The organism is Streptomyces sp. NBC_01485 (assembly GCF_036227125.1).
Taxonomy (GTDB): domain Bacteria; phylum Actinomycetota; class Actinomycetes; order Streptomycetales; family Streptomycetaceae; genus Streptomyces.
Genome location: NZ_CP109435.1, coordinates 5,349,858 through 5,369,582 on the forward strand (window position 1 = coordinate 5,349,858; position 19,725 = coordinate 5,369,582).

The 19,725-nt window shown below is 71.8% G+C and carries 17 protein-coding genes and 1 pseudogene; 15 read left to right on the forward strand and 3 right to left on the reverse strand.

All coding sequences use genetic code 11. The features are described 5' to 3' along the window. Nucleotides 1-178 precede the first annotated feature (178 nt). A complete protein-coding gene (locus OG352_RS24300; protein ID WP_329219754.1) occupies nt 179-1,459 on the forward strand; it encodes a polysaccharide deacetylase family protein in 1,281 nt (426 codons plus the stop codon). Between the two features lie 3 nt (nt 1,460-1,462). Here the strand turns inward: OG352_RS24300 and OG352_RS24305 are convergent, their stop codons facing one another. Then, a complete protein-coding gene (locus tag OG352_RS24305; protein ID WP_329219756.1) occupies nt 1,463-2,443 on the reverse strand; it encodes an ATP-binding protein in 981 nt (326 codons plus the stop codon). A gap of 101 nt (nt 2,444-2,544) precedes the next feature. Here OG352_RS24305 and OG352_RS24310 point away from each other — a divergent pair, with 101 nt between their 5' ends. Continuing rightward, nucleotides 2,545-3,369 carry an oxidoreductase gene (locus tag OG352_RS24310; RefSeq protein ID WP_329219757.1) on the forward strand — a complete coding sequence of 275 codons (825 nt, stop codon included), beginning with the start codon at nt 2,545-2,547 and terminating at the stop codon, nt 3,367-3,369. Between the two features lie 419 nt (nt 3,370-3,788). Here OG352_RS24310 and OG352_RS24315 read toward each other — a convergent pair whose 3' ends face one another. Further along, complete coding sequence (locus OG352_RS24315) at nt 3,789-4,625, reverse strand: HAD family hydrolase (protein ID WP_329219758.1); 837 nt, start codon at nt 4,623-4,625, stop codon at nt 3,789-3,791. A gap of 572 nt (nt 4,626-5,197) precedes the next feature. On the opposite strand from OG352_RS24315, the gene ssd reads away from it, so the two are divergent. The 7 genes and pseudogenes from ssd to OG352_RS24350 all read left to right on the forward strand — a co-directional run. After that, nucleotides 5,198-6,310, forward strand: coding sequence for a septum site-determining protein Ssd (gene ssd, locus OG352_RS24320; protein ID WP_329219759.1), 1,113 nt, complete (start codon nt 5,198-5,200; stop codon nt 6,308-6,310). Next, nucleotides 6,307-7,575, forward strand: a complete 1,269-nt coding sequence (locus OG352_RS24325) for a TadA family conjugal transfer-associated ATPase (RefSeq protein WP_329219761.1) — start codon at nt 6,307-6,309, stop codon at nt 7,573-7,575. The genes ssd and OG352_RS24325 overlap by 4 nt, the downstream gene beginning before the upstream one ends. Continuing rightward, nucleotides 7,568-8,428, forward strand: a complete 861-nt coding sequence (locus OG352_RS24330) for a type II secretion system F family protein (RefSeq protein ID WP_329223944.1) — start codon at nt 7,568-7,570, stop codon at nt 8,426-8,428. The genes OG352_RS24325 and OG352_RS24330 overlap by 8 nt, the downstream gene beginning before the upstream one ends. A gap of 61 nt (nt 8,429-8,489) precedes the next feature. Next, nucleotides 8,490-9,284: a type II secretion system F family protein gene (locus OG352_RS24335; RefSeq protein WP_329219763.1), complete on the forward strand. Its 795-nt coding sequence runs from the start codon at nt 8,490-8,492 to the stop codon at nt 9,282-9,284. Between the two features lie 123 nt (nt 9,285-9,407). After that, on the forward strand, nt 9,408-9,617 hold the full coding sequence (locus tag OG352_RS24340) for a DUF4244 domain-containing protein (RefSeq protein ID WP_329219765.1): 210 nt from the start codon (nt 9,408-9,410) through the stop codon (nt 9,615-9,617). Then, nucleotides 9,604-10,059, forward strand: a complete 456-nt coding sequence (locus OG352_RS24345) for a TadE family type IV pilus minor pilin (protein ID WP_329219767.1) — start codon at nt 9,604-9,606, stop codon at nt 10,057-10,059. The genes OG352_RS24340 and OG352_RS24345 overlap by 14 nt, the downstream gene beginning before the upstream one ends. Continuing rightward, nucleotides 10,056-10,478: pseudogene (locus tag OG352_RS24350) on the forward strand (Rv3654c family TadE-like protein); the annotation flags it as partial. The gene OG352_RS24345 and the pseudogene OG352_RS24350, both read left to right, overlap by 4 nt. Here OG352_RS24350 and OG352_RS24355 read toward each other — a convergent pair. Further along, the gene (locus OG352_RS24355) at nt 10,399-12,966 is read right to left on the reverse strand and encodes a DEAD/DEAH box helicase (RefSeq protein ID WP_329219769.1); all 2,568 of its coding nucleotides are present in this window, start codon (nt 12,964-12,966) and stop codon (nt 10,399-10,401) included. The pseudogene OG352_RS24350 and the gene OG352_RS24355 sit on opposite strands and share 80 nt — an antisense overlap. Nucleotides 12,967-13,047: 81 nt before the next feature. On the opposite strand from OG352_RS24355, the gene bldG reads away from it, so the two are divergent. The 6 genes from bldG (at nt 13,048) to OG352_RS24385 (ending at nt 19,543) form a co-directional block, all read left to right on the forward strand. Continuing rightward, on the forward strand, nt 13,048-13,389 hold the full coding sequence (bldG, locus tag OG352_RS24360) for an anti-sigma factor antagonist BldG (protein WP_009189842.1): 342 nt from the start codon (nt 13,048-13,050) through the stop codon (nt 13,387-13,389). Nucleotides 13,390-13,507: 118 nt separating this feature from the next. Continuing rightward, nucleotides 13,508-13,942, forward strand: a complete 435-nt coding sequence (locus OG352_RS24365; protein ID WP_329219770.1) for an ATP-binding protein — start codon at nt 13,508-13,510, stop codon at nt 13,940-13,942. Nucleotides 13,943-14,284: 342 nt separating this feature from the next. Beyond that, nucleotides 14,285-16,690, forward strand: a complete 2,406-nt coding sequence (locus tag OG352_RS24370; protein ID WP_329219772.1) for a sodium-translocating pyrophosphatase — start codon at nt 14,285-14,287, stop codon at nt 16,688-16,690. A 194-nt stretch (nt 16,691-16,884) separates the two neighbouring features. Continuing rightward, complete coding sequence (locus tag OG352_RS24375) at nt 16,885-17,484, forward strand: small secreted protein (protein WP_329219774.1); 600 nt, start codon at nt 16,885-16,887, stop codon at nt 17,482-17,484. Nucleotides 17,485-17,622: 138 nt separating this feature from the next. After that, entirely contained in the window at nt 17,623-19,143 is a 1,521-nt protein-coding gene (locus tag OG352_RS24380) for a DUF7059 domain-containing protein (RefSeq protein WP_329219775.1), read from the forward strand. A 202-nt stretch (nt 19,144-19,345) separates the two neighbouring features. After that, nucleotides 19,346-19,543 (forward strand): hypothetical protein, encoded by a 198-nt coding sequence (locus tag OG352_RS24385; protein ID WP_329219777.1) that lies wholly within the window; start codon nt 19,346-19,348, stop codon nt 19,541-19,543. Nucleotides 19,544-19,725: the final 182 nt, after the last annotated feature.

Sequence of the window (19,725 nt, forward strand, 5' to 3'; positions counted from 1 at the left end):
TTGCGGCAAATAGGGCAATGAATCACCCGCAAGGGTGAAGTGGTCTTTTTGTCGGCTTGTCGTACTAATTCCTTCTCGGTCCCATGCGACCTTGACGGCGCCGCCGGCTCGTCCCGGCGCGTCACCAGAGAACGCCCTCGTCGGCGTTGGCCGAGAGAAGGAAGAAGGTGGGCGGAAGATGGCCGCCACCCAGAGGATCGCCGCGGGCGCAGTGGTCGCCGCGACTGTCGCCGCATCGCTCGCCGGTTGCGCGACGGGAATGGATGGTTCCCAAGTTTCCCAGGGCGGGGCGTCGGGCCCGCAGCAGGCGAAGCCGGCTCCCGCGCCCAAGAGCGTGGTCCGCCTGATCGGCGACGGCTCCACCGCGTACACCGGGGCACAGCCCCACCTGCTCCGGCCCGAGCGCCTGAAGCCGGGCCGGAAACCGCCGCAGTTCGTGGTCTTCTCCTGGGACGGCGCGGGAGAGGACAGCCAGAGGCTGTTCTCCCACTTCCGCAAGGTCTCCAAGGCCAACCACGCGACGATGACGTACTTCCTCAGCGGCGTGTACATGCTGCCGGAGGAGAAGGCCGAACTGTACAAGCCGCCGCAGCACTCGCCGGGCCGCTCCGACATCGGCTTCAACGACGAGCGGGGCATCGCCGACACCGTGAAGCAGTTGCGCCTGGCGTGGCTGGAGGGCAACGAGATCGGCACCCACTTCAACGGCCACTTCTGCGGGAAGAACGGCGGCGTCGGCGAGTGGTCGGTCGAGGAGTGGAAGGACGAGATCGACCAGGCCAAGCAGTTCGTGAAGACCTGGAAGACCAACACCGGCATGAAGAAGGCGGCCCCGCTGCCCTTCGACTACGACAAGGAACTCGTCGGCGCCCGCACCCCCTGCCTCGAAGGCCAGAAGAACTTCATGAAGGCCGCCCGCGAGCTGGGCTTCCGCTACGACACCAGCGGCGTCGACAACCAGGTCTGGCCCGGCAAGAAGGAGGGCCTGTGGGACCTGTCGATGCAGCTCGTGCCGTTCCCCGGGCACCGCTACGAGCAGCTCACCATGGACTACAACTTCATGGTCAACCAGTCCGGCACCGCCACCCAGGGCGACCCCGACAAGCGCGAGTTCTGGGGCGACCAGATGCGTGACAGCCTGCTCAAGGGCTTCCACCGGGCCTATGACGGCAACCGCGCACCGCTGATCATCGGCAACCACTTCGAGTCCTGGAACGGCGGCACGTACATGCGCGCCGTCGAGGAGGTCGTCGAGAACGTCTGCAACAAGCCGGACGTGCGCTGCGTGTCCTTCCGGCAGTTGGCCGACTGGCTGGACGCCCAGGACCCCGAGACGCTGGCCAAGCTGCGCACCCTGGAGGTGGGCCAGGCCCCGAAGCAGGGCTGGGCGTCCTTCCTGTCCGGCAGCCCCGCTCCGGCCCCGAAGGGCGCGCCCGGGGCGCCGGCGGTCAGGCGGTAGCCGTCACACGGAGGCGGTGACGCCTACGCCGAGGACGAACCCGGGGTCGACCTGCGCCGCCAGGTCGGCCCCGGTGCGTTCGTTGCCCCAGGACTCGGCGTTCTTCAGGTGGAAGTGCACCATCTGCCGGGTGTAGCGCTCCCAGTCGCGCCGCTCGTACGCCGAGTCGGCGGTCGTGTGCAGCAGGCGCAGAGCGTGGCGGTTGGTGTCCTCCAGTAGCTCGAACCGGGGCGGCCGGCCCTTCTCCATGGCGCGCACCCAGTCGGAGTGCCCGACCGTCACGAGCAGGTCGTCCCCGACCTCGGCGCGGAGGAAGTCGACGTCGTCCTGGCCCTGCACCTTGTTGCCGACGACCTTCAGCTCGACGCCGAAGTCGCGGGCGTACTCCTTGTACTGGCGATAGACGGAGACCCCCTTCCGGGTCGGCTCGGCGACGAGGAACGTGATGTCGAAGCGGGTGAACATGCCGGAGGCGAAGGAGTCCGAGCCTGCCGTCATGTCGACCACGACGTACTCGTCACGCCCGTCGACCAGGTGGTTCAGGCACAGCTCCACCGCTCCCGTCTTGGAGTGGTAGCAGGCGACCCCCAGGTCGGCGTCCGTGAAGGGGCCCGTGACCATCAAACGGACGGCGCCGCCGTCGAGTTCCACCGGCCGGGCACAGGCGTCGTACACCGGGTTCTCCTCGCGCACCCGCAGCAGCCGTGAGCCCTCGCCGGGCGGGGTCGTCTTGATCATCGTCTCGGCGGAGGCGACGCGGGGGTTCGAGCCGCGCAGGTAGTTCTTGATCAGCGGCAGCCGGTCGCCCATCGCGGGCAGCGCGGCGGCCTCCGCCTCGTCCAGCCCGAGCGCGGGCCCCAGGTGCTGGTTGATGTCCGCGTCGACCGCGATCACGGGCGCGCCGTCGGCGGCGAGATGGCGGATGAACAGGGAGGACAGAGTGGTCTTGCCACTGCCGCCCTTCCCAACGAAAGCAATTTTCATGTTCACAAAGGGTAGTGTGTCGATAGCTGTAGGTGACAGGTGTGCGTGAAGAAGACCACTCCTTCGTGGGGCGTGCGCAGGGGTTGCGTAGTGTCGTACTCATGAGTACGACAGGCGCGTCCGCCGATCCGCTTGCGGCCCTGGGCTCGTTGCCCGGTGTGGCCGAGTCCGTGGAGTCCATGCGCAAGGCCGTGGACCGGGTCTACGGACACCGGGTCATGCGCCGCCGCAGCAACGCGATCACCTCCGAGGCGGCCCTGCGCGGCGCCCGCGGCTCGGCGGCGCTCTCCGGGGCGGACTGGGCGCTGGAAGAGGTGCGACGGCGCACCGACTTCAGTGTCGACGACGAGGCGCGAGTCATGGGCGCCGCCCTGCGGCTGACCGCCGAGGCGGGTCAGTTGCTGTCCATCTGGAGGCAGTCGCCGCTGCGGGTGCTGGCGCGGCTGCACCTGGTGGCCGCCGCGAGCAACGAGGACGAGGTCGGGCGTCCGCGGCAGTCCGGCGAGGCGGTCGACGAGCCGCTGATCGAACTGCCGCTGCCCGGCGCCGCCGAGCTGGCCGGACGCCTGGAGGGACTGTCCGAGCTGATCATCGTGGGAGGGTCCGCGCCCGCCCTGGTGACGGCCGCCGTCGTCCACGGCGAGCTGCTGGCCCTGCGCCCCTTCTCGTCCCACAACGGCCTGGTCGCGCGGGCCGCCGCACGCATCGTCCTCATCGGCGGCGGCCTCGACCCCAAGTCGGTCTGCCCGGCCGAGGTGGGTCACGCCGAGCTGGGCCGGGCGGCCTACCTGGCGGCGCTGGACGGCTACGCCTCCGGCACCCCGGACGGCATGGCGGCCTGGATCGCCCACTGCGGCAGGGCGGTCGAGCTGGGCGCCCGCGAGTCGACGGCGGTGTGCGAGGCGTTGCAGCGCGGGGCGGCGTAACGCGCCACGCGCGCGTGGCGCGCGGCCCCGGGAAAGCGCACGGCAAGCCGCAGTGCGTCACGTCACGGCACGAAAAAAGGCCCCCGCGCGGGGGCCTCACAAAGGGTTGCGGCGGTACGAGTCCTCGTACCGCCGCTGGCATGCTCACCCGGTTACCAGGCGTCCTCGATATATTGCCCATCAGGCCGGGAACTTCGCCCGTGACCTGGTGCGGCTGGCCCGTAATCGACGGGTCGACGTCGCGTGGGTGCCCGGTGGTCATGCGCGGTCCGTGGGGCCAAATGCGTTATTAAGGTGATCCTCTCGGATGTCCTTGGTCTCGCGGGCCGTTAAGTCCTTTGTACTCCTGACCCCGGACAAGCGGAAGTGCTGGCAGCAGTTCTTTGCCCTTACTCCTAAAAGGGCTTTAAACGGGCAGGTCAGGCGGTCGCCGCCGCCCGGCGCCTGCTGGCGTACCAGACGAGGCCCGCGGTGGCCGCCGCCGCTCCTATGGCCGCGGCCGCGACGAGCGCCGGGCGCGGCGGTACGGAGAACCTGGGAATCCGCTGCTTGAGGCGCACCGGCCGGTGGAAGTCGAGAATCGGCCAGCCGCGCGCCACGGCCTCGCGCCGCAGGGCCCGGTCCGGGTTCACGGCGTGCGGGTGCCCCACCGCCTGCAGCATCGGCAGGTCGGTCGCCGAGTCGCTGTAGGCGTAGCAGCGCGAGAGGTCGTACCCCTCGGACTCGGCCAGCTCCTTGACCGCCTCCGCCTTCGTGGGGCCGTAGGCGTAGTACTCCACCTCGCCGGTGAAGCAGCCGTCCTCGCCCACGACCATGCGGGTGGCGACCACGCGGTCCGCGCCGAGCAGCTCGCCGATCGGCTCGACCACCTCGGCGCCCGACGTGGACACGATGACGACGTCACGGCCGGCGGTGTGGTGCTCCTCGATCAGCGAGGCCGCCTCGTCGTAGATGAGCGGGTCGATCAGGTCGTGCAGGGTCTCGGCCACGATCTCCTTCACCTGCTGGACGTTCCAGCCGCGCACGAGGGCGGACAGGTACTCGCGTGTCCGTTCCATCTGGTCGTGGTCCATACCGCCGACGAGGAAGACGAACTGGGCATATGCGGTGCGCAAGGCCGCCCTGCGGTTGATCAGCCCGCCTTGGTAGAAGGACTTACTGAAGGTGAGCGTGCTCGACTTCGCAATGACCGTCTTGTCCAGGTCAAAGAAGGCCGCTGTGCGGGGCAAGGAGTGGTTTTCCACAAGCAAGAGCATAGGGGCAGCCCATTCGGCGTAAGGTGAGCGCGTTGGTTTGCCTGAGAGGCCTCTCGGGTACACCATGGAAGTCACGGATCGTTCGCGACCGTGCTAACGCGGTCCGGCTCCTCCCCCCCCGAGTCGGCCGTGAAGGCGACCCCCGCTCTCCCCCCCGGCGGGGGTCGTCGCATGTCCGGGTGGGTTTTCCTCTTCTGTACGCGGCCGTGGTGCCGCACCGAGGCGGCTGCGGCCGCCTCTTTCGCATGTCCGCCTCCCCTCACCGTGTGTAGCCGTCGGGCTGCTCTGTGGAAGTCGTACACGGACTAGCGCAGGGGTCACCGGTTTGGGTGACGGCGATATTCACAACTCCCCACTCGTCCACAGTTTTCCACCAAGATCCACACGATTTCCGGGTTCGCTGCACCGTGATTCCGACGCGTCCGCTCGGGCCGACTTCACACGGCCGGTTCCGTTTGCCGGGCGTGTGCGGCCGGTTTCTGTCGGCCGTTCATATGGAGGCCGGAGGCCGGTTCTCCACACGTTTGGGAATCGCGGGGCCGCAGGGACGGCGCGCCCCGCAGCGAAGGGGGATGGACATCGTGACCGGAGCCGTCACACACGACCCGCCGCCCACCGGCGGAGACCGGCCGGGCAAGCCGCTCATCGTCACGGAGGACGCGGCACTCCTCGACGACCTGTTGCGCCTGTGCGCCGCGGCCGGCGCGACACCCGAGGTGCATCACTCGGTGCCGCAGCAACGGGGCGGCTGGGAGTCCGCGCCGCTGGTCCTCGTCGGCGACGACGCAGCACGCAAGGTTCGCGGGGCCGCCCGCAGGCGAGGAGTGGTCCTCGTCGGACGCGACCAGGACGACTCCGGGGTGTGGCAGCGCGCCGTGGAGATCGGCGCCGACCACGTCCTGATGCTGCCCGACGGCGAACAGTGGCTGGTCGACCGCATCGCCGACGTCGCCGAAGGAGTCGGCCGGCCCGCGCTCACCGTCGGCGTCATCGGCGGCCGCGGCGGCGCCGGAGCGTCCACGCTCGCGTGCGCCCTCGCCGTCACCTCCGCGCGCGAAGGGCTGCGCACCCTCCTCGTGGACGCCGATCCACTGGGCGGCGGACTCGACGTACTCCTCGGCGGCGAGAGCGCGGAGGGCCTGCGCTGGCCCGCGTTCGCCGCCTCGCGCGGCCGGGTCGGCGGCGGCGCCCTGGAGGAGTCGCTGCCCAGCCTGCACTCGCTGCGGGTGCTCAGTTGGGACCGGGGCGACTGCGTCACCATCGCACCCCAGGCCGTACGCGCGGTGCTCGCGGCGGCCCGGCGCCGGGGCGGCACGGTCGTCGTCGACCTGCCGCGCCGTATCGACGACGGGGTCTCCGAGGTTCTGGCCCAACTCGACCTCGGGCTCCTCGTGGTCCCCGCCGAACTGCGCGCCGTCGCGGCGGGCGGGCGCGTGGCCTCCGCCGTCGGCATGGTGCTGCGCGACCTGCGGGTGGCGGTACGCGGGCCCTACGCGCCCGGACTCGACGACGGCGAGGTGGCGCGGCTGCTCGGACTGCCGCTGGCAGGCGAGGTGCCCGTCGAGCCGGGGCTGCTGCGTCCCGACGGCGGCAAGGCACCGCCGGGCGCGACCGCGCGCGGGCCCCTCGCCCGCTTCTGCAAGGAGTTCTGGGAGCGCGCGCTGACCGAGGCGGGCGGCTCATGAGCACGCCGACCGGGCTCGAACGCGTGACCGCGCGGGGGGCTGGGGCGCTGCTCGACGGCGTACGGCAGTGGCTCGCCGAGAGCGGAGCCGAACCGACACCCGCGCGCGTGGCGCAGGCGCTGCGCGAACAGGGGCGGGTCCTCGGCGACGCGGAGGTGCTCGGCGCCGCCGCGCAACTGCGGTCCGAGCTGATCGGCAGCGGGCCCCTGGAGCCACTGCTCGCCGACCCCAGGGTGACCGACGTGCTGGTGTCGGCCCCGGACCGGGTCTGGGTCGACCGCGGCGGCGGCCTGGAGCTGACCGGCGTCTCCTTCCCCGACGCGGCTGCCGTACGGCGCCTCGCGCAGCGGCTGGCCGCCGTGGCCGGACGGCGCCTGGACGACGCCCGGCCCTGGGCCGACGCCCGGCTGCCCGACGGGACCCGACTGCACGCGGTGCTGCCCCCGGTCGCCGTCGGCTGCACCTGCCTGTCGCTGCGCGTCGTACGGCCACGCGCGTTCACGCTCGACGAACTGGTGGCCGCGGGCACGGTTCCGCCCGGCGGTGACCAGGTGCTGCGGGCCCTGGTGCGGGCACGGCTGTCCTTCCTGGTCAGCGGCGGCACCGGCAGCGGCAAGACGACCCTGCTGAGCGCGTTGCTCGGCCTGGTCGGGCCGGGTGAGCGGATCGTGCTCGCGGAGGACTCGGCGGAGCTGCGCCCGGATCACCCGCACGTCGTCCGTTTGGAGAGCAGACCCGCCAACCAGGAGGGCGCGGGGCTCGTCACGCTCGAGGACCTGGTGCGGCAGGCCCTGCGGATGCGGCCGGACCGGCTCGTCGTGGGCGAGGTGCGCGGGCCGGAGGTCGTCCATCTGCTGGCCGCGCTCAACACGGGTCACGAGGGCGGCTGCGGCACGGTCCACGCCAACGCCGCCGCGGACGTCCCCGCCCGGCTGGAGGCGCTCGGCACGGCGGCCGGGCTCGACCGGGCCGCGCTGCACAGCCAGTTGGCGGCCGCCCTGTCGGTGGTCCTGCACCTCGTACGCGACCCGGCCGGGCGGCGGCGGATCGCCGAGGTGCACGTGCTGGAACGGGACCCTTCGGGGCTGGTGCGGACCGTGCCGGCACTGCGGTGGCGGGCGGACGCGTTCGCCCGCGAGCGGGGCTGGGAGCGGCTGCGGGAGCTGCTGCGTGGCGAGGAGAACGACGGAGGAACGGGCGGGTGTGACGAGTACGGCGACGAGTACGGCGACGAGTACGGAGGGACGGGTGGGTGTGATGGGTGAGGTGCCGATGGCCGCGGCGGTGGCCTGTGCCGGGGCGGCGGCCTGGCTGCTGGGCGGACCGTACTCGGGGGCCAGGCGGGCCCAGTTGCTGCTCGCCGGAGGCGGGGTGGTCGGCAGTGGGCCCCCGTCGTGGCCGCGACTCACCGGCGAGCTGCACAGGCTGCGGCGGCGGTGGCGGCCCGAGTGGTGGGCGCCGGTCGCCGGACTGGTCCTGGCGGTGCTGGGCGGCTCGGTGCTGCCGTTCGTCGCGGGCGCGGCCGGGGTGCCACTGCTGCGCCGGGCGCGGCGGGCCGCCGAGGAGCGGCGGGCGGGCGAGCGCCGAGGGGACGCGGTGATCGCGCTGTGCGCGGCGCTGGCCGGGGAGGTGCTCGCCGGCAGGCAGCCCGGGGAGGCGTTGCAGCGGGCCGCGCGGGACTCCGGAGGGCTGGGGGCGGCGCAGCCCGCGGTGTTGGCGGCGGCACGGTTCGGCGGGGACGTACCCAGGGCTCTCGCCGTCGCCGCACGGCAACCGGGGGCCGACGGGCTGCTGGGACTCGCCGCGTGCTGGCGGGTGGCCGTGGACCAGGGCGCCGGTCTTGCCGCCGGTCTCGACCGCCTCGAAGGGGCGTTGCGTGCGGAACGGGACCAACGGGCGGATATGCGAGCTCAGTTGGCGGGACCTCGCGCCACGGTGGTGATGCTCGCCGGCCTGCCGGTGCTGGGCCTCCTGCTGGGCGCCGCGCTGGGCGCCGCCCCGCTGTACGTCCTGCTGCACACCGGAGCGGGGCTGGGCTGCCTGCTCGTCGGCGGTGCGCTCAAGGGCGCGGGGATGTGGTGGGCACTGCGGATCGTGCGCACCGCGGAGGCGGTGTGAACGGGCGGGCGGTCGGCGCGGACAGCGGCGATGAGAGGTGGGTGACATGGACGGAGGCGGCATGAGCGCGGAAGTTGTCCACAGGCTGGGGGTGGCCGTGGGGATCGCGGCGGCCCTGTGGTGGCTGGTGCGGTGGCTCGAGACCGTACGACGCGAACGCAGGGCACGGCGGCGCCTGGCCGCGCTGCTGACCTCGGAGACGGCGCCGGACACCCGGCCCTCCGCCGCGCGGGAGGCCGTACGGCGCTGGCTTCCCGAGGTGTCGGTGGTGGGCGCCGGATGGGTGGTGGTCGGCGGTGTCGCCGGTCTCCTGCTAGGGCTGATCGGCGCGGTGGCGCTGGGGCGGTGGTGTCGCCGGCAACAGGCGGCGGCCGGTGCGGATGCGGTGAGCGAGGCCGATGCCCGGCTCGCCGCGCGGCAACTCCCGCTCGCCGCCGACCTGCTGGCCGCGTGCATCGCGGCCGGAGCCGGTCCGGTCATCGCGGCGCAGGCCGTGGGTGAGGCCCTGGGCGGGCCCGTCGGGGCGGGCTTGGCGCGCGGTGCCGCCGAGGTACGGCTGGGCGGTGAACCGGCCACCGCGTGGCGGAGGTTGGCCGCGCTGCCGGGCGCGGCGGCCCTGGCGCGGTTGCTGGAGCGGGCCGACGTGTCGGGGCTGCCGGCGGCCGGACCGGTCGCGCGGCTCGCCGCCGACACCCGCGCCGAGTGGGGGCGTGCCGCGACGGCTCGGGCCCGGCGGGCGGCCGTCATGGTCACCGCGCCGGTGGGGCTGTGCTTCCTGCCCGCCTTCATCGCCCTCGGCGTGCTGCCCATCGTGATCGGGCTCGCGGGCGGGGTCCTGGAAGGGGGTGGGCGATGACGGCGCGATGCGGGTGAACGCCGGACAGAAGCAACGCAGGCGATCGAAGCGACCGATCGAATCGAAGACGACAGATCAATCGAAGACCACGGATCAACACGACTGAACCTCACGGGGGTTGAGATGTACAAGGCGGTACGGGCGCGGCTGCGTGCCCTGGTGTGCAGGGCGCGTGCGGCGCGCAGGGATGCGGGAATGGTGACGTCCGAGTACGCGATGGGGATCGTGGCGGCCGTGGGATTCGCGGTGCTCCTCCACCAGGTGGTGACGAGCGACGTGGTCGGCGCCGCGCTCCAGAACATCGTGAAACGGGCGCTCAGTGCGGGGGCGTGAGCGCGGACGGGAGCGCGGGCGGCGGCCTCCGCGCGCGGGCCGATGGGGGCGCGGCGGGGACCAGGGGTTCGTCACGGCGGAGGCGGCCGTCGTGCTGCCGGTGCTGGCGGCGTTCGCGATGGCGCTGGTGTGGGGGCTGCTCGCGATGTCCGTTCAGATCCGCTGCGTGGACGCGGCTCGGACCGGCGCCCGGGCGGCGGCCCGGCAGGATTCGGCCGCCGAGGTCCTGAAGGTGACCCGTGCGACGGCGCCGCGCGGGGCGGAGGTGACGGTCGGCCGGGAGGGCGACCAGGTCCGCGTGGTCGTCGTGGCGAAGCCACCGGTGCTGCGAGGGCTGCTGCCCTTCGAGGTGCGGGAGGAGGCCGTGGCGGCTGCCGAGGAGGCCGTGGGGGCGGCACAGGACGCCTCAGGAGCGGCGCCGGGCGTGGAGGCGGGGTCATGAGGGTCCGTGGCCGTGGAGCGTCCTGTGGAGGGCGCCGTGGGGGCGGGGACCGTGGTTCCGCCACCGTGTGGAGCATCGGCGCGATCGCGGTGCTGTGCGTGGTGTTCGGTGTCGTGCTCGCCCTCGGCCAGGCCGTGGCGGTCCGGCACCGTGCCGCGGGCGGCGCCGATCTCGCGGCGCTCGCGGCCGCCGACCACTGGACGGACGGCGCCGAGCGGGCCTGTGCCCGGGCGGACCGGGTGGCCCGGGCACAGGGCGCGCGACTGGTGCGGTGCGCCGTCGTCGGCGAGATCTCCGACGTGACGGCGGCGTCGGGACGGGGGCTGTTCGCAGCCGAGGTCAGGGCACGGGCGGGCCCGGCGGACGCGCTGCCCCCTCCGCCGTCCGCACTCCCTGCCCCTGACCCTGCGGCTGTTCCTGCCCCTGTCCCTGCTCCACCGCCTCTGCCTCCGGCTTCTCCTCGGGAGCCTCCCGCACCAGTTCCGTGAGCAGGCGTACGGCTCCCCGTTTGTGCAGCGGTTCGTTGCCGTTGCCGCACTTGGGGGACTGGATGCAGGACGGGCAGCCGGCGTCGCACTCGCAGGAGGCGATGGCCTGGCGGGTGGCGGTCAGCCAGGCGCGGGCCGTGTGGAAGGCGCGCTCCGCGAAGCCCGCGCCGCCGGGATGGCCGTCGTAGACGAAGACCGTCGGCAACAGCGTGTCGGGGTGGAGCGGGACCGACACGCCGCCGATGTCCCAGCGGTCGCAGGTCGCGAAGAGGGGCAGCATCCCGATCGAGGCGTGTTCGGCGGCGTGCAGGGCCCCGCCGAGGATCTCGGGGTTGATCCGGGCGGCGTCCAGTTGGTCTTCGGTGACCGTCCACCACACCGCGCGGGTGCGCAACGTACGAGGAGGGAGGTCGAGCTTCGACTCGCCCAGGACTTCACCGGTGATGACCCGTCGACGCAGGAAGGAGACGACCTGGTTGGTGACTTCGACCGAGCCGTAGCACAACCGCCCCTGGCCCCACGGGATTTCGACGTCGGTCTCCAGGACGGAGATCGCCGTCGTGTCGCGGGCGACCGTCGAGTACGGCGGGTTGGCCTCCTCGACCAGGGCGACGGAGTCCTCCAGGTCCAGGGAACGCACGAGATACGTGCGGCCCTGGTGGAGGTGGACCGCGCCCTCGTGGACGGTGGTGTGGGCGGAGCCCGCGTCGACCGTGCCGAGCAGCCGGCCCGTGCCGGCCTCGACGACCTGGATGGGTCGGCCGCCCTCGCCACGTATGTCCGTGAGGTCGGCGGCCCGTTCCCGGCGGGTCCAGTGCCAGGCCTTCGTCCGGCGGCGCAGCAGCTTCGCGGCCTCCAACTGCGGCAGCAGGCCCTCGGTCTCGGGGCCGAACAGGGCCAGGTCCTCGTCGGTCAACGGGAGTTCCGCGGCCGCCGCGCACAGGTGCGGGGCGAGGACGTAGGGGTTGTCGGGGTCCAGGACCGTCGACTCCACCGGGCGGTCGAACAGCGCCTCCGGGTGGTGGACCAGGAAGGTGTCCAGCGGGTCGTCCCGGGCGACCAGCACCGCCAGCGCCCCCTGCCCGGAGCGGCCCGCCCGGCCCGCCTGCTGCCACAGGGACGCGCGCGTCCCCGGGTAGCCGGCGATCAGGACGGCGTCCAGGCCGGAGACATCGATGCCGAGCTCCAGGGCGGTCGTGGCGGCCAGGCCGAGGAGTTCGCCCGAGTGCAGGGCCTGCTCCAGGGCGCGCCGTTCCTCGGGGAGGTAACCGCCACGGTACGCCGCGACCCGCCGGGCGAGTGAGCGGTCGACCTCGGCGAGGCGCTCCTGGGCGATCAGCGCGATCAGCTCGGCGCCGCGCCGGGAGCGGACGAAGGCGACGGTGCGCACGCCCTGGACGGCGAGGTCGGTCAGCAGGTCGGCGGTCTCGGCGGTGGCGGTACGCCGGACGGGGGCGCCCTTCTCGCCCTGCATCTCGGTGAGCGGGGGCTCCCAGAGGGCGAACACCAGTTCGCCACGGGGTGAGGCGTCGTCGGCGACCTCGACCACCGGGAGGCCGGTGAGGCGCCCCGCGGCCACCGCGGGCTCGGCGGCCGTCGCGGAGGCCAGCAGGAAGACGGGGGAGGCCCCGTAGCGGGCGCAGAGGCGGCGCAGGCGGCGCAGTACTTGGGCGACGTGGGAGCCGAACACGCCGCGATAGGTGTGGCACTCGTCGATGACGACGTACTTCAGCGACTTCAGGAAGGAGGACCAGCGGGGGTGGGACGGGAGGATGCCCCGGTGCAGCATGTCCGGGTTGGTCAGGACGTAGTTGGCGTACTGGCGGATCCACTCCCGTTCCTCGAACGGCGTGTCGCCGTCGTACACGGCCGGCCGTACCGCGTTGCCGAGAGGTTGTGAAAGTTCCTTCACAGAGCGGCACTGGTCCGCCGCCAGAGCCTTGGTGGGGGCCAGGTAGAGGGTGGTGGCCCCGCGGCCGTTGGGGGCCTCGGAGCCGTCCAGGAGGGCCGAGAGGACCGGCACGAGGTAGGCCAGGGACTTGCCGGACGCGGTGCCCGTGGCGACGACCACCGAGTCGCCGTCCAGGGCGTGCTCGGCGGCGAGGGCCTGGTGGGCCCAGGGGTGTTCGATGCCCCCGGCCTGCACGGCCGCGACGACCTCCGCGCGAATCCGGTCCGGCCAGACGGCATGGCGGCCCTCGCGCGGGGGCAAGTGCTCCGTATGAGTGATGCGCGAGGCCCGGCTCGGTCCCGGGGCGAGCCGTTCCAGGATCGCGCCCGGAGACAGGCGGGGCGCGGCCTCGGGCGAGGGTCGATCGGGTCGGTGATTCTTGGCCATCGGCACCGAGTGTGTCACCGGCGTGACGGACAATGGAGCGAAGGCGTCGTGCACGCCTGCCGGTAAGTGATTGAATGCCATCGCAGCTGGCGTACCGTCCCGGGGGTTCCTGCCCAGGTGTCCCGAGGGGCGACCGCTCGATAGCAAGGTGCTGGAGGATCCGTGGACCTGTCTCTGTCGACCCGTACCGTCGGCGATCGTACGGTCGTCGAGGTCGGTGGCGAAATCGACGTATATACCGCGCCCAAGTTGCGCGAGCAGCTGGTCGAGCTGGTGAACGACGGCAATTTCCACCTTGTCGTCGACATGGAGGGCGTGGACTTCCTCGACTCCACCGGGCTCGGCGTGCTGGTCGGTGGACTGAAGCGGGTGCGTGCCCATGAGGGCTCGCTCCGGCTGGTCTGCAACCAGGAGCGTATTTTGAAGATCTTCCGCATCACCGGTCTGACCAAGGTGTTCCCGATTCACACCTCGGTCGACGAAGCGGTCGCTGCCACCGACTGACCACCCCGTCCCGGGCCGCCCCGTGCGGCCCGGGCACGGCTGGTCGAACAACATTGGGGGGTCCGGGCTTCGGTGGCCCGGCCCTCCGACAGCACGCCCGTAGTTCCGAGGGGGACGCATGGCCACCGTTGAACTCCGCTTCAGCGCGCTGCCCGAGCACGTCAGGACCGCCCGACTGGTGGCGGCAGCGGTGGCGCGCAGGGCCGGGGTGGACGAGGCCGTCCTCGACGAGGTCAGGCTCGCCGTGGGCGAGGCCTGTACCCGTGCCGTCGGACTGCACCAGAGCGGCGGCATCACCGCGCCCGTGAAGGTGCTGCTGATCGAGGAGGAGAAGCAGTTCTCCATCGAGGTCGGTGACGAGGCGCCACGCTCGGCTCCCGGCGACCGCGTACCCGGCTCCGGCGCGGACGTCGACGCCGAGACCGAGGAGGACGAGATGGGCCTCGCGGTCATCAGCGGCCTCGTCGACGACGTCGAGGTCACCGCCGGGGAGCACGGCGGGCTGATCCGTATGACCTGGCCGAGCGCATCGGCGACCGTGCCGCTGCCCTGAGCACAGCGTCCGCCGCCCCGAGCCGCGTCCGGCGACTTTTCTTTACCCGAAGGGCCCTACCTCGTAGGGCCCTTCGGCATGTGCGGACCCGGGGGAGCGCGCTTACAGTGGTTCCGTGAAATGAATCTTGGAATATCGGAATCTTGGTGAAGCGAACCTTGGCGAAGTGAATCTTGCGGCGGATATCGTGAATCAATTCACGATCGCCAATGCCCCGAAGGCATTACCGTGCGGGTTTTGCGTGCGCGGGTGAATTCCGTTTGCCGTGCTCTGTTTTGATCGGGGTCTGGTACCTACAATCCGTCCACATCTTGAGCTCAGCCCAAGCGTCAAGGAGGACGAATGGCGGGGCTTTCTACCCCTCAGCGATTGGATCACCCCACAACCCTCGCGGCAGCGGTGCTGACCGACGGGAACCGGCTGCTAGTGGTGGTCATCGCGGTCGTGGCGCTGGCCGCACTCGTGGTCGCGGGCGTGCTGCTGCGCCAGGTACTCGCGGCCGGCGAGGGCACCGACAGCATGAAGAAGATCGCGGCGGCGGTCCAGGAAGGTGCCAACGCCTATCTGGCCCGGCAACTGCGCACGCTCGGCGTATTCGCCGTCCTCGTGTTCTTCCTGCTCCTGCTGCTGCCCGCGGACGACTGGAATCAGCGCGCCGGACGATCGATCTTCTTCCTGATCGGTGCGGGGTTCTCGGCGGCCACCGGTTATATCGGCATGTGGCTCGCCGTGCGCAGTAATGTGCGCGTCGCCGCGGCGGCCCGGGAAGCGACTCCGGCGGAAGGCGAACCGGAAAAGGATCTCACCACCGTCTCGCACAAGGCAATGAAGATCGCATTCCGTACGGGCGGCGTCGTCGGCATGTTCACGGTGGGGCTCGGGCTGCTCGGCGCCGCCTGCGTGGTGCTGGTGTACGCGGCCGACGCGCCGAAGGTGCTGGAGGGCTTCGGGCTCGGCGCGGCGCTCATCGCCATGTTCATGAGGGTCGGCGGCGGCATCTTCACCAAGGCCGCCGACGTCGGCGCCGACCTGGTCGGCAAGGTCGAGAAGGGCATCCCGGAGGACGATCCGCGCAACGCCGCGACCATCGCCGACAACGTGGGCGACAACGTCGGCGACTGCGCGGGCATGGCGGCCGACCTCTTCGAGTCGTACGCCGTGACCCTGGTCGCCGCGCTGATCCTCGGCAAGGTGGCCTTCGGCGACGCGGGCCTCGCCTTCCCGCTGCTCGTGCCCGCGATCGGCGTGCTCACGGCCATGGTCGGCATCTTCGCGGTCGCCCCGCGCCGGACCGACCGCAGTGGCATGTCCGCGATCAACCGGGGCTTCTTCATCTCCGCGGTGATCTCGCTGGTCCTGGTGGCCGTGGCGGTCTACGTCTATCTGCCGGGCAAGTACGCCGACCTCGACGGTGTCACCGACGCGGCGATCCAGGGCAAGAACGGCGACCCGCGGGTCCTCGCCCTCGTCGCGGTGGCGATCGGGATCGTCCTGGCCGCCGTCATCCAGCAGTTGACGGGCTACTTCACCGAGACCACGCGCCGCCCGGTGCGAGACATCGGCAAGTCGTCGCTGACCGGCCCCGCCACCGTCGTCCTCGCCGGAATCTCCGTCGGGCTCGAATCGGCCGTCTACACCGCGCTGCTGATCGGCCTGGGCGTGTACGGGGCGTTCCTGCTCGGCGGTACGTCGATCATGCTGGCGCTGTTCGCGGTGGCGCTGGCCGGCACCGGGCTGCTCACCACGGTCGGTGTGATCGTCGCGATGGACACCTTCGGGCCGGTCTCCGACAACGCGCAGGGCATCGCCGAGATGTCCGGTGACGTCGAGGGCGCGGGCGCGCAGGTGCTCACCAACCTCGACGCCGTCGGCAACACCACCAAGGCCATCACCAAGGGCATCGCCATCGCCACCGCAGTCCTGGCGGCGTCGGCGCTCTTCGGGTCGTACCGGGACGCGATCACGACCGGCGCGCAGGACGTCGGCGAGGAACTGTCCGGGGCGGGCGCGCCGATGAGCCTGATGATGGACATCTCGCAGCCCAACAACCTCGTCGGCCTCATCGCGGGCGCGGCGGTCGTCTTCCTCTTCTCGGGGCTGGCGATCAACGCGGTGGCGCGGTCGGCGGGGTCCGTGGTGTTCGAGGTGCGGCGGCAGTTCCGCGAGCACCCCGGGATCATGGACTACAGCGAGGAGCCGGAGTACGGCAAGGTCGTCGACATCTGCACCAGGGACGCGCTGCGCGAACTGGCCACCCCGGGGCTCCTCGCCGTCCTGGCACCGGTGTTCATCGGCTTCACGCTCGGGGTCGGTGCGCTGGGCGCGTTCCTGGCGGGCGCGATCGGCACGGGCACGCTGATGGCCGTCTTCCTCGCCAACTCCGGCGGTGCGTGGGACAACGCCAAGAAGCTCGTCGAGGACGGCCACTACGGCGGCAAGGGCAGCGAGGCTCACGCGGCCACGGTGATCGGGGACACGGTCGGCGACCCGTTCAAGGACACCGCAGGGCCCGCGATCAACCCGCTGCTGAAGGTCATGAACCTGGTCGCGCTGCTCATCGCGCCCGCTGTGATCAACTTCAGCTACGGCGAGGACAAGAGCATCGGCGTACGGATCCTGATCGCGGTCCTCGCGCTCGTCGTCATCGTGGTCTCGGTGTACGTCTCCAAGCGGCGCGGCATCGCCATGGGTGACGAGGACGGCGCCGGCACGTCCTCCAAGTCGCCGGATGCGGCGGTGGTTTCGTAGAACTGCTCATCAGGTCCTCGTGCAAAGGGCGGGCGGACGGCGCGTGTTGACGCGTGGTCCGCCCGCTGTGTCGTTCGTGTGTCGGTGCCGTGAGCCTTCTCTCTCGTGGTGCAAATGCCTTCAATGATCTGCATAGCGGACATTCGTTCTAGGGGTGTCGCCCGATTGGCGTGTATGTTCCGGGGCCGAGAGCCATGGAAGGGACCAATCCGGTGAACAAGAAGCTCGCGGCCGCACTGTCCGGCGGTGCGGTACTGGTACTGGCGCTGTCGGGATGCAGCAGTGACGACGGCAACAAGGAGCTCGACGCCTGGGCCAAGCAGGTCTGCGACGCGCTGCCGGCCCAGGACGCGAAGGTCGACGCGGCCAACGCCGCGATCAAGCAGGCGGCCACCGACAACAACGCTCCGGCGAACGTCCAGAAGACGGACTCGCAGGCCTTCCAGGACATGTCCGACGCCTACAGCGCGCTCGCACAGGCCGTCCAGAAGGCCGGTACGCCGCCCGGTGTCGACGACGCCGAGAAGAAGCAGAAGGACGCCGTCTCGGCGCTCACCACCCTCTCGACGTCCTACGCGGCCCTGAAGAAGCAGGTCGACGCGCTGGACACGAAGAACCAGGCGAAGTTCGCCGACGGCCTTCAGGACATCGCCACCGACCTCGGCAAGCTCAGCAAGAGCGGCAACACCGCGCTCAAGAACCTCGAGCAGGGCGACGTCAAGGACGCCATGGCCAAGCAGGACAGCTGCAAGAAGGTGGCCGCCTCCGCCTCGGCCCGCGCGACGACGAGCTGAGCCCGGGACGCGAGAGGCTGAGACCGGGCTACGGCGAGTCGGCGCCAGTGCCGGTGCCGGGCGGCGAGGGCTAGGACCGGGTGGTCGGAGAGTGCCATCCGTCCGGACGGGTGACCGGTGACGGGAGACAATGGGGGCGTGAGTAACGCCACCCTGCCTCCCCTGCCCTCCGCCGACCGCCCCGACGTCGCCGCGCGGCTGCGCGAGGCCCTGCTCGCGGCCTCCTTCACCGCGGACGGTCTCCTCGAACTGCTCGGCGCCCCCGCCTACGCGGCCCTGGCCCGCAGCGAGACCGTGCCCGCACTGCGCGCGACCCGCGGGGACACGCCGCTGGAGACGCTCGTCCGCCTCTTCCTGCTCCAGCAGCCCGTGCCGCACGCGCGCGTGGCGGAGTTCTTGCCGGTACGCGCGTGCGTGGACGCCGGCTGGCTCGTCCCCACGGGCGCGGACGAGGTCGCCGCGGCCGTGGACGTACGGCCCTACGGCGGGCCGGGCGGCGAGGACTGGTTCATCGTGTCCGACCTGGGGTGTGCGGTCGGCGGCGCCGGTGGCATCGGCAGCAAGGACGAGGGAGTCGTCCTGGGTGTGGGCGGCGCGTCGACGACCCTCGCCGGCATCACCGTCCGCAGGCCCGTCTCGGCCGCCCTCGACCTCGGCGCCGGGTCCGGCATCCAGGCGCTGCACGCCGCCCAGCACGCCACGCGCGTGACGGCGACCGATCTCAACCCGCGCGCGCTGCACAGCACCGCGCTCACCCTCGCGCTGTCCGGAGCCCCGGCCGCGGACCTGCGCCAGGGCTCGCTGTTCGAGCCGGTTCGGGACGACGAGACGTACGACCTGATCGTGTCGAACCCGCCCTTCGTGATCTCGCCCGGCGCCCGCCTGACCTACCGGGACGGCGGGATGGGCGGGGACGATCTGTGCCGCTCGCTCGTTCAAGGGGCGGGGGAACGGCTGAACGACGGCGGGTTCGCGCAGTTCCTCGCCAACTGGCAGCACGTGGAAGGGGAGGACTGGCAGGACAGGCTCAGGTCGTGGGTGCCGCGCGGGTGCGACGCCTGGATCGTGCAGCGCGAGGTGCAGGACGTCACGCAGTACGCCGAGCTCTGGCTGAGGGACGCCGGCGACCACCGGGGCGACCCGGCCGAGTACCAGGCGCACTACGACGCATGGCTGGACGAGTTCGAGGCGCGCAAGGTGAAGGCCGTCGGCTTCGGCTGGATCACGCTGCGGAAGACGGCGGCCGCGGAGCCCGTGATCACGGTCGAGGAGTGGTCGTACGCGGTCGAGCAGCCGCTCGGCGACACGGTCGTGGCGCACTTCGAGCGGCTCGACTACCTGCGCGCGCACGACGACGCGGCCCTGCTCGCCGGGCGCTTCCGGCTGGGCACGGAGGTCGTCCAGGAACAGGTCGGGCTGCCCGGCGCCGAGGACCCGGAGCACGTCGTGCTGCGCCAGCACCGCGGCATGCGCCGGGCCACCAAGGTGGACACGGTCGGCGCGGGCTTCGCGGGCGTGTGCGACGGCTCGCTGAGCGCCGGCCGGATCCTCGACGCCATCGCGCAACTGGTCGGCGAGGATCCGGTGTCCCTGCGCGACCGCACTCCCGCCCAGATCCGCCTGCTGGTGGAGCAGGGGTTCCTCGAACCGGCCGAGTGACCTGGTGGTGCCCGGTGGCGCCTGGTCGTGCCCTGCCTCGCACCTGGTTCCGTCCCGTCCCGCCGGACGGCGGCTCGCCGAGCCCCTCCGCGTCGACCCGTAGTCCCGGCGTTCACCCAGGGTTCGCCGGGTCGCCGTCCGCGCGTGACAGCCTCTCGGGGCCGGGGTATGCGTGGGTGGGAGAAAAGGGGCGCGGGCGATCATGGAGAGCGGGTCGGCGATCTTCGCGGGAACGGTGTTCGCATTGTTCGGGGGCTCGCTGCTGGTGTGGACCGCGGTTCGGGTGTGGCATCGCGAACCCGTGGCCGAAGATGTGAGCCCCGTCGCATCGGCGAGCCTCGCGGTCGTCGCCGCGGTCGTCGCGCTGGCCGTCGGAACCTGGTGCTTCACCCAGTTCTGAAACCGCCTCCGGGACGACCCCCGGGACGACCTCCTGGGTCACCTCCCGAACCGTCTCCGAGGCCGCCCCGGGACCGACTTCGGATCCGGCTCAGGAACTGCTTCGGAACTGTTTCGGGACGACTTGAGGACGGACTTCGAGGGTCCCGTCGCCCCCGTTCGAACCGCTTGTGCGTGGTCACG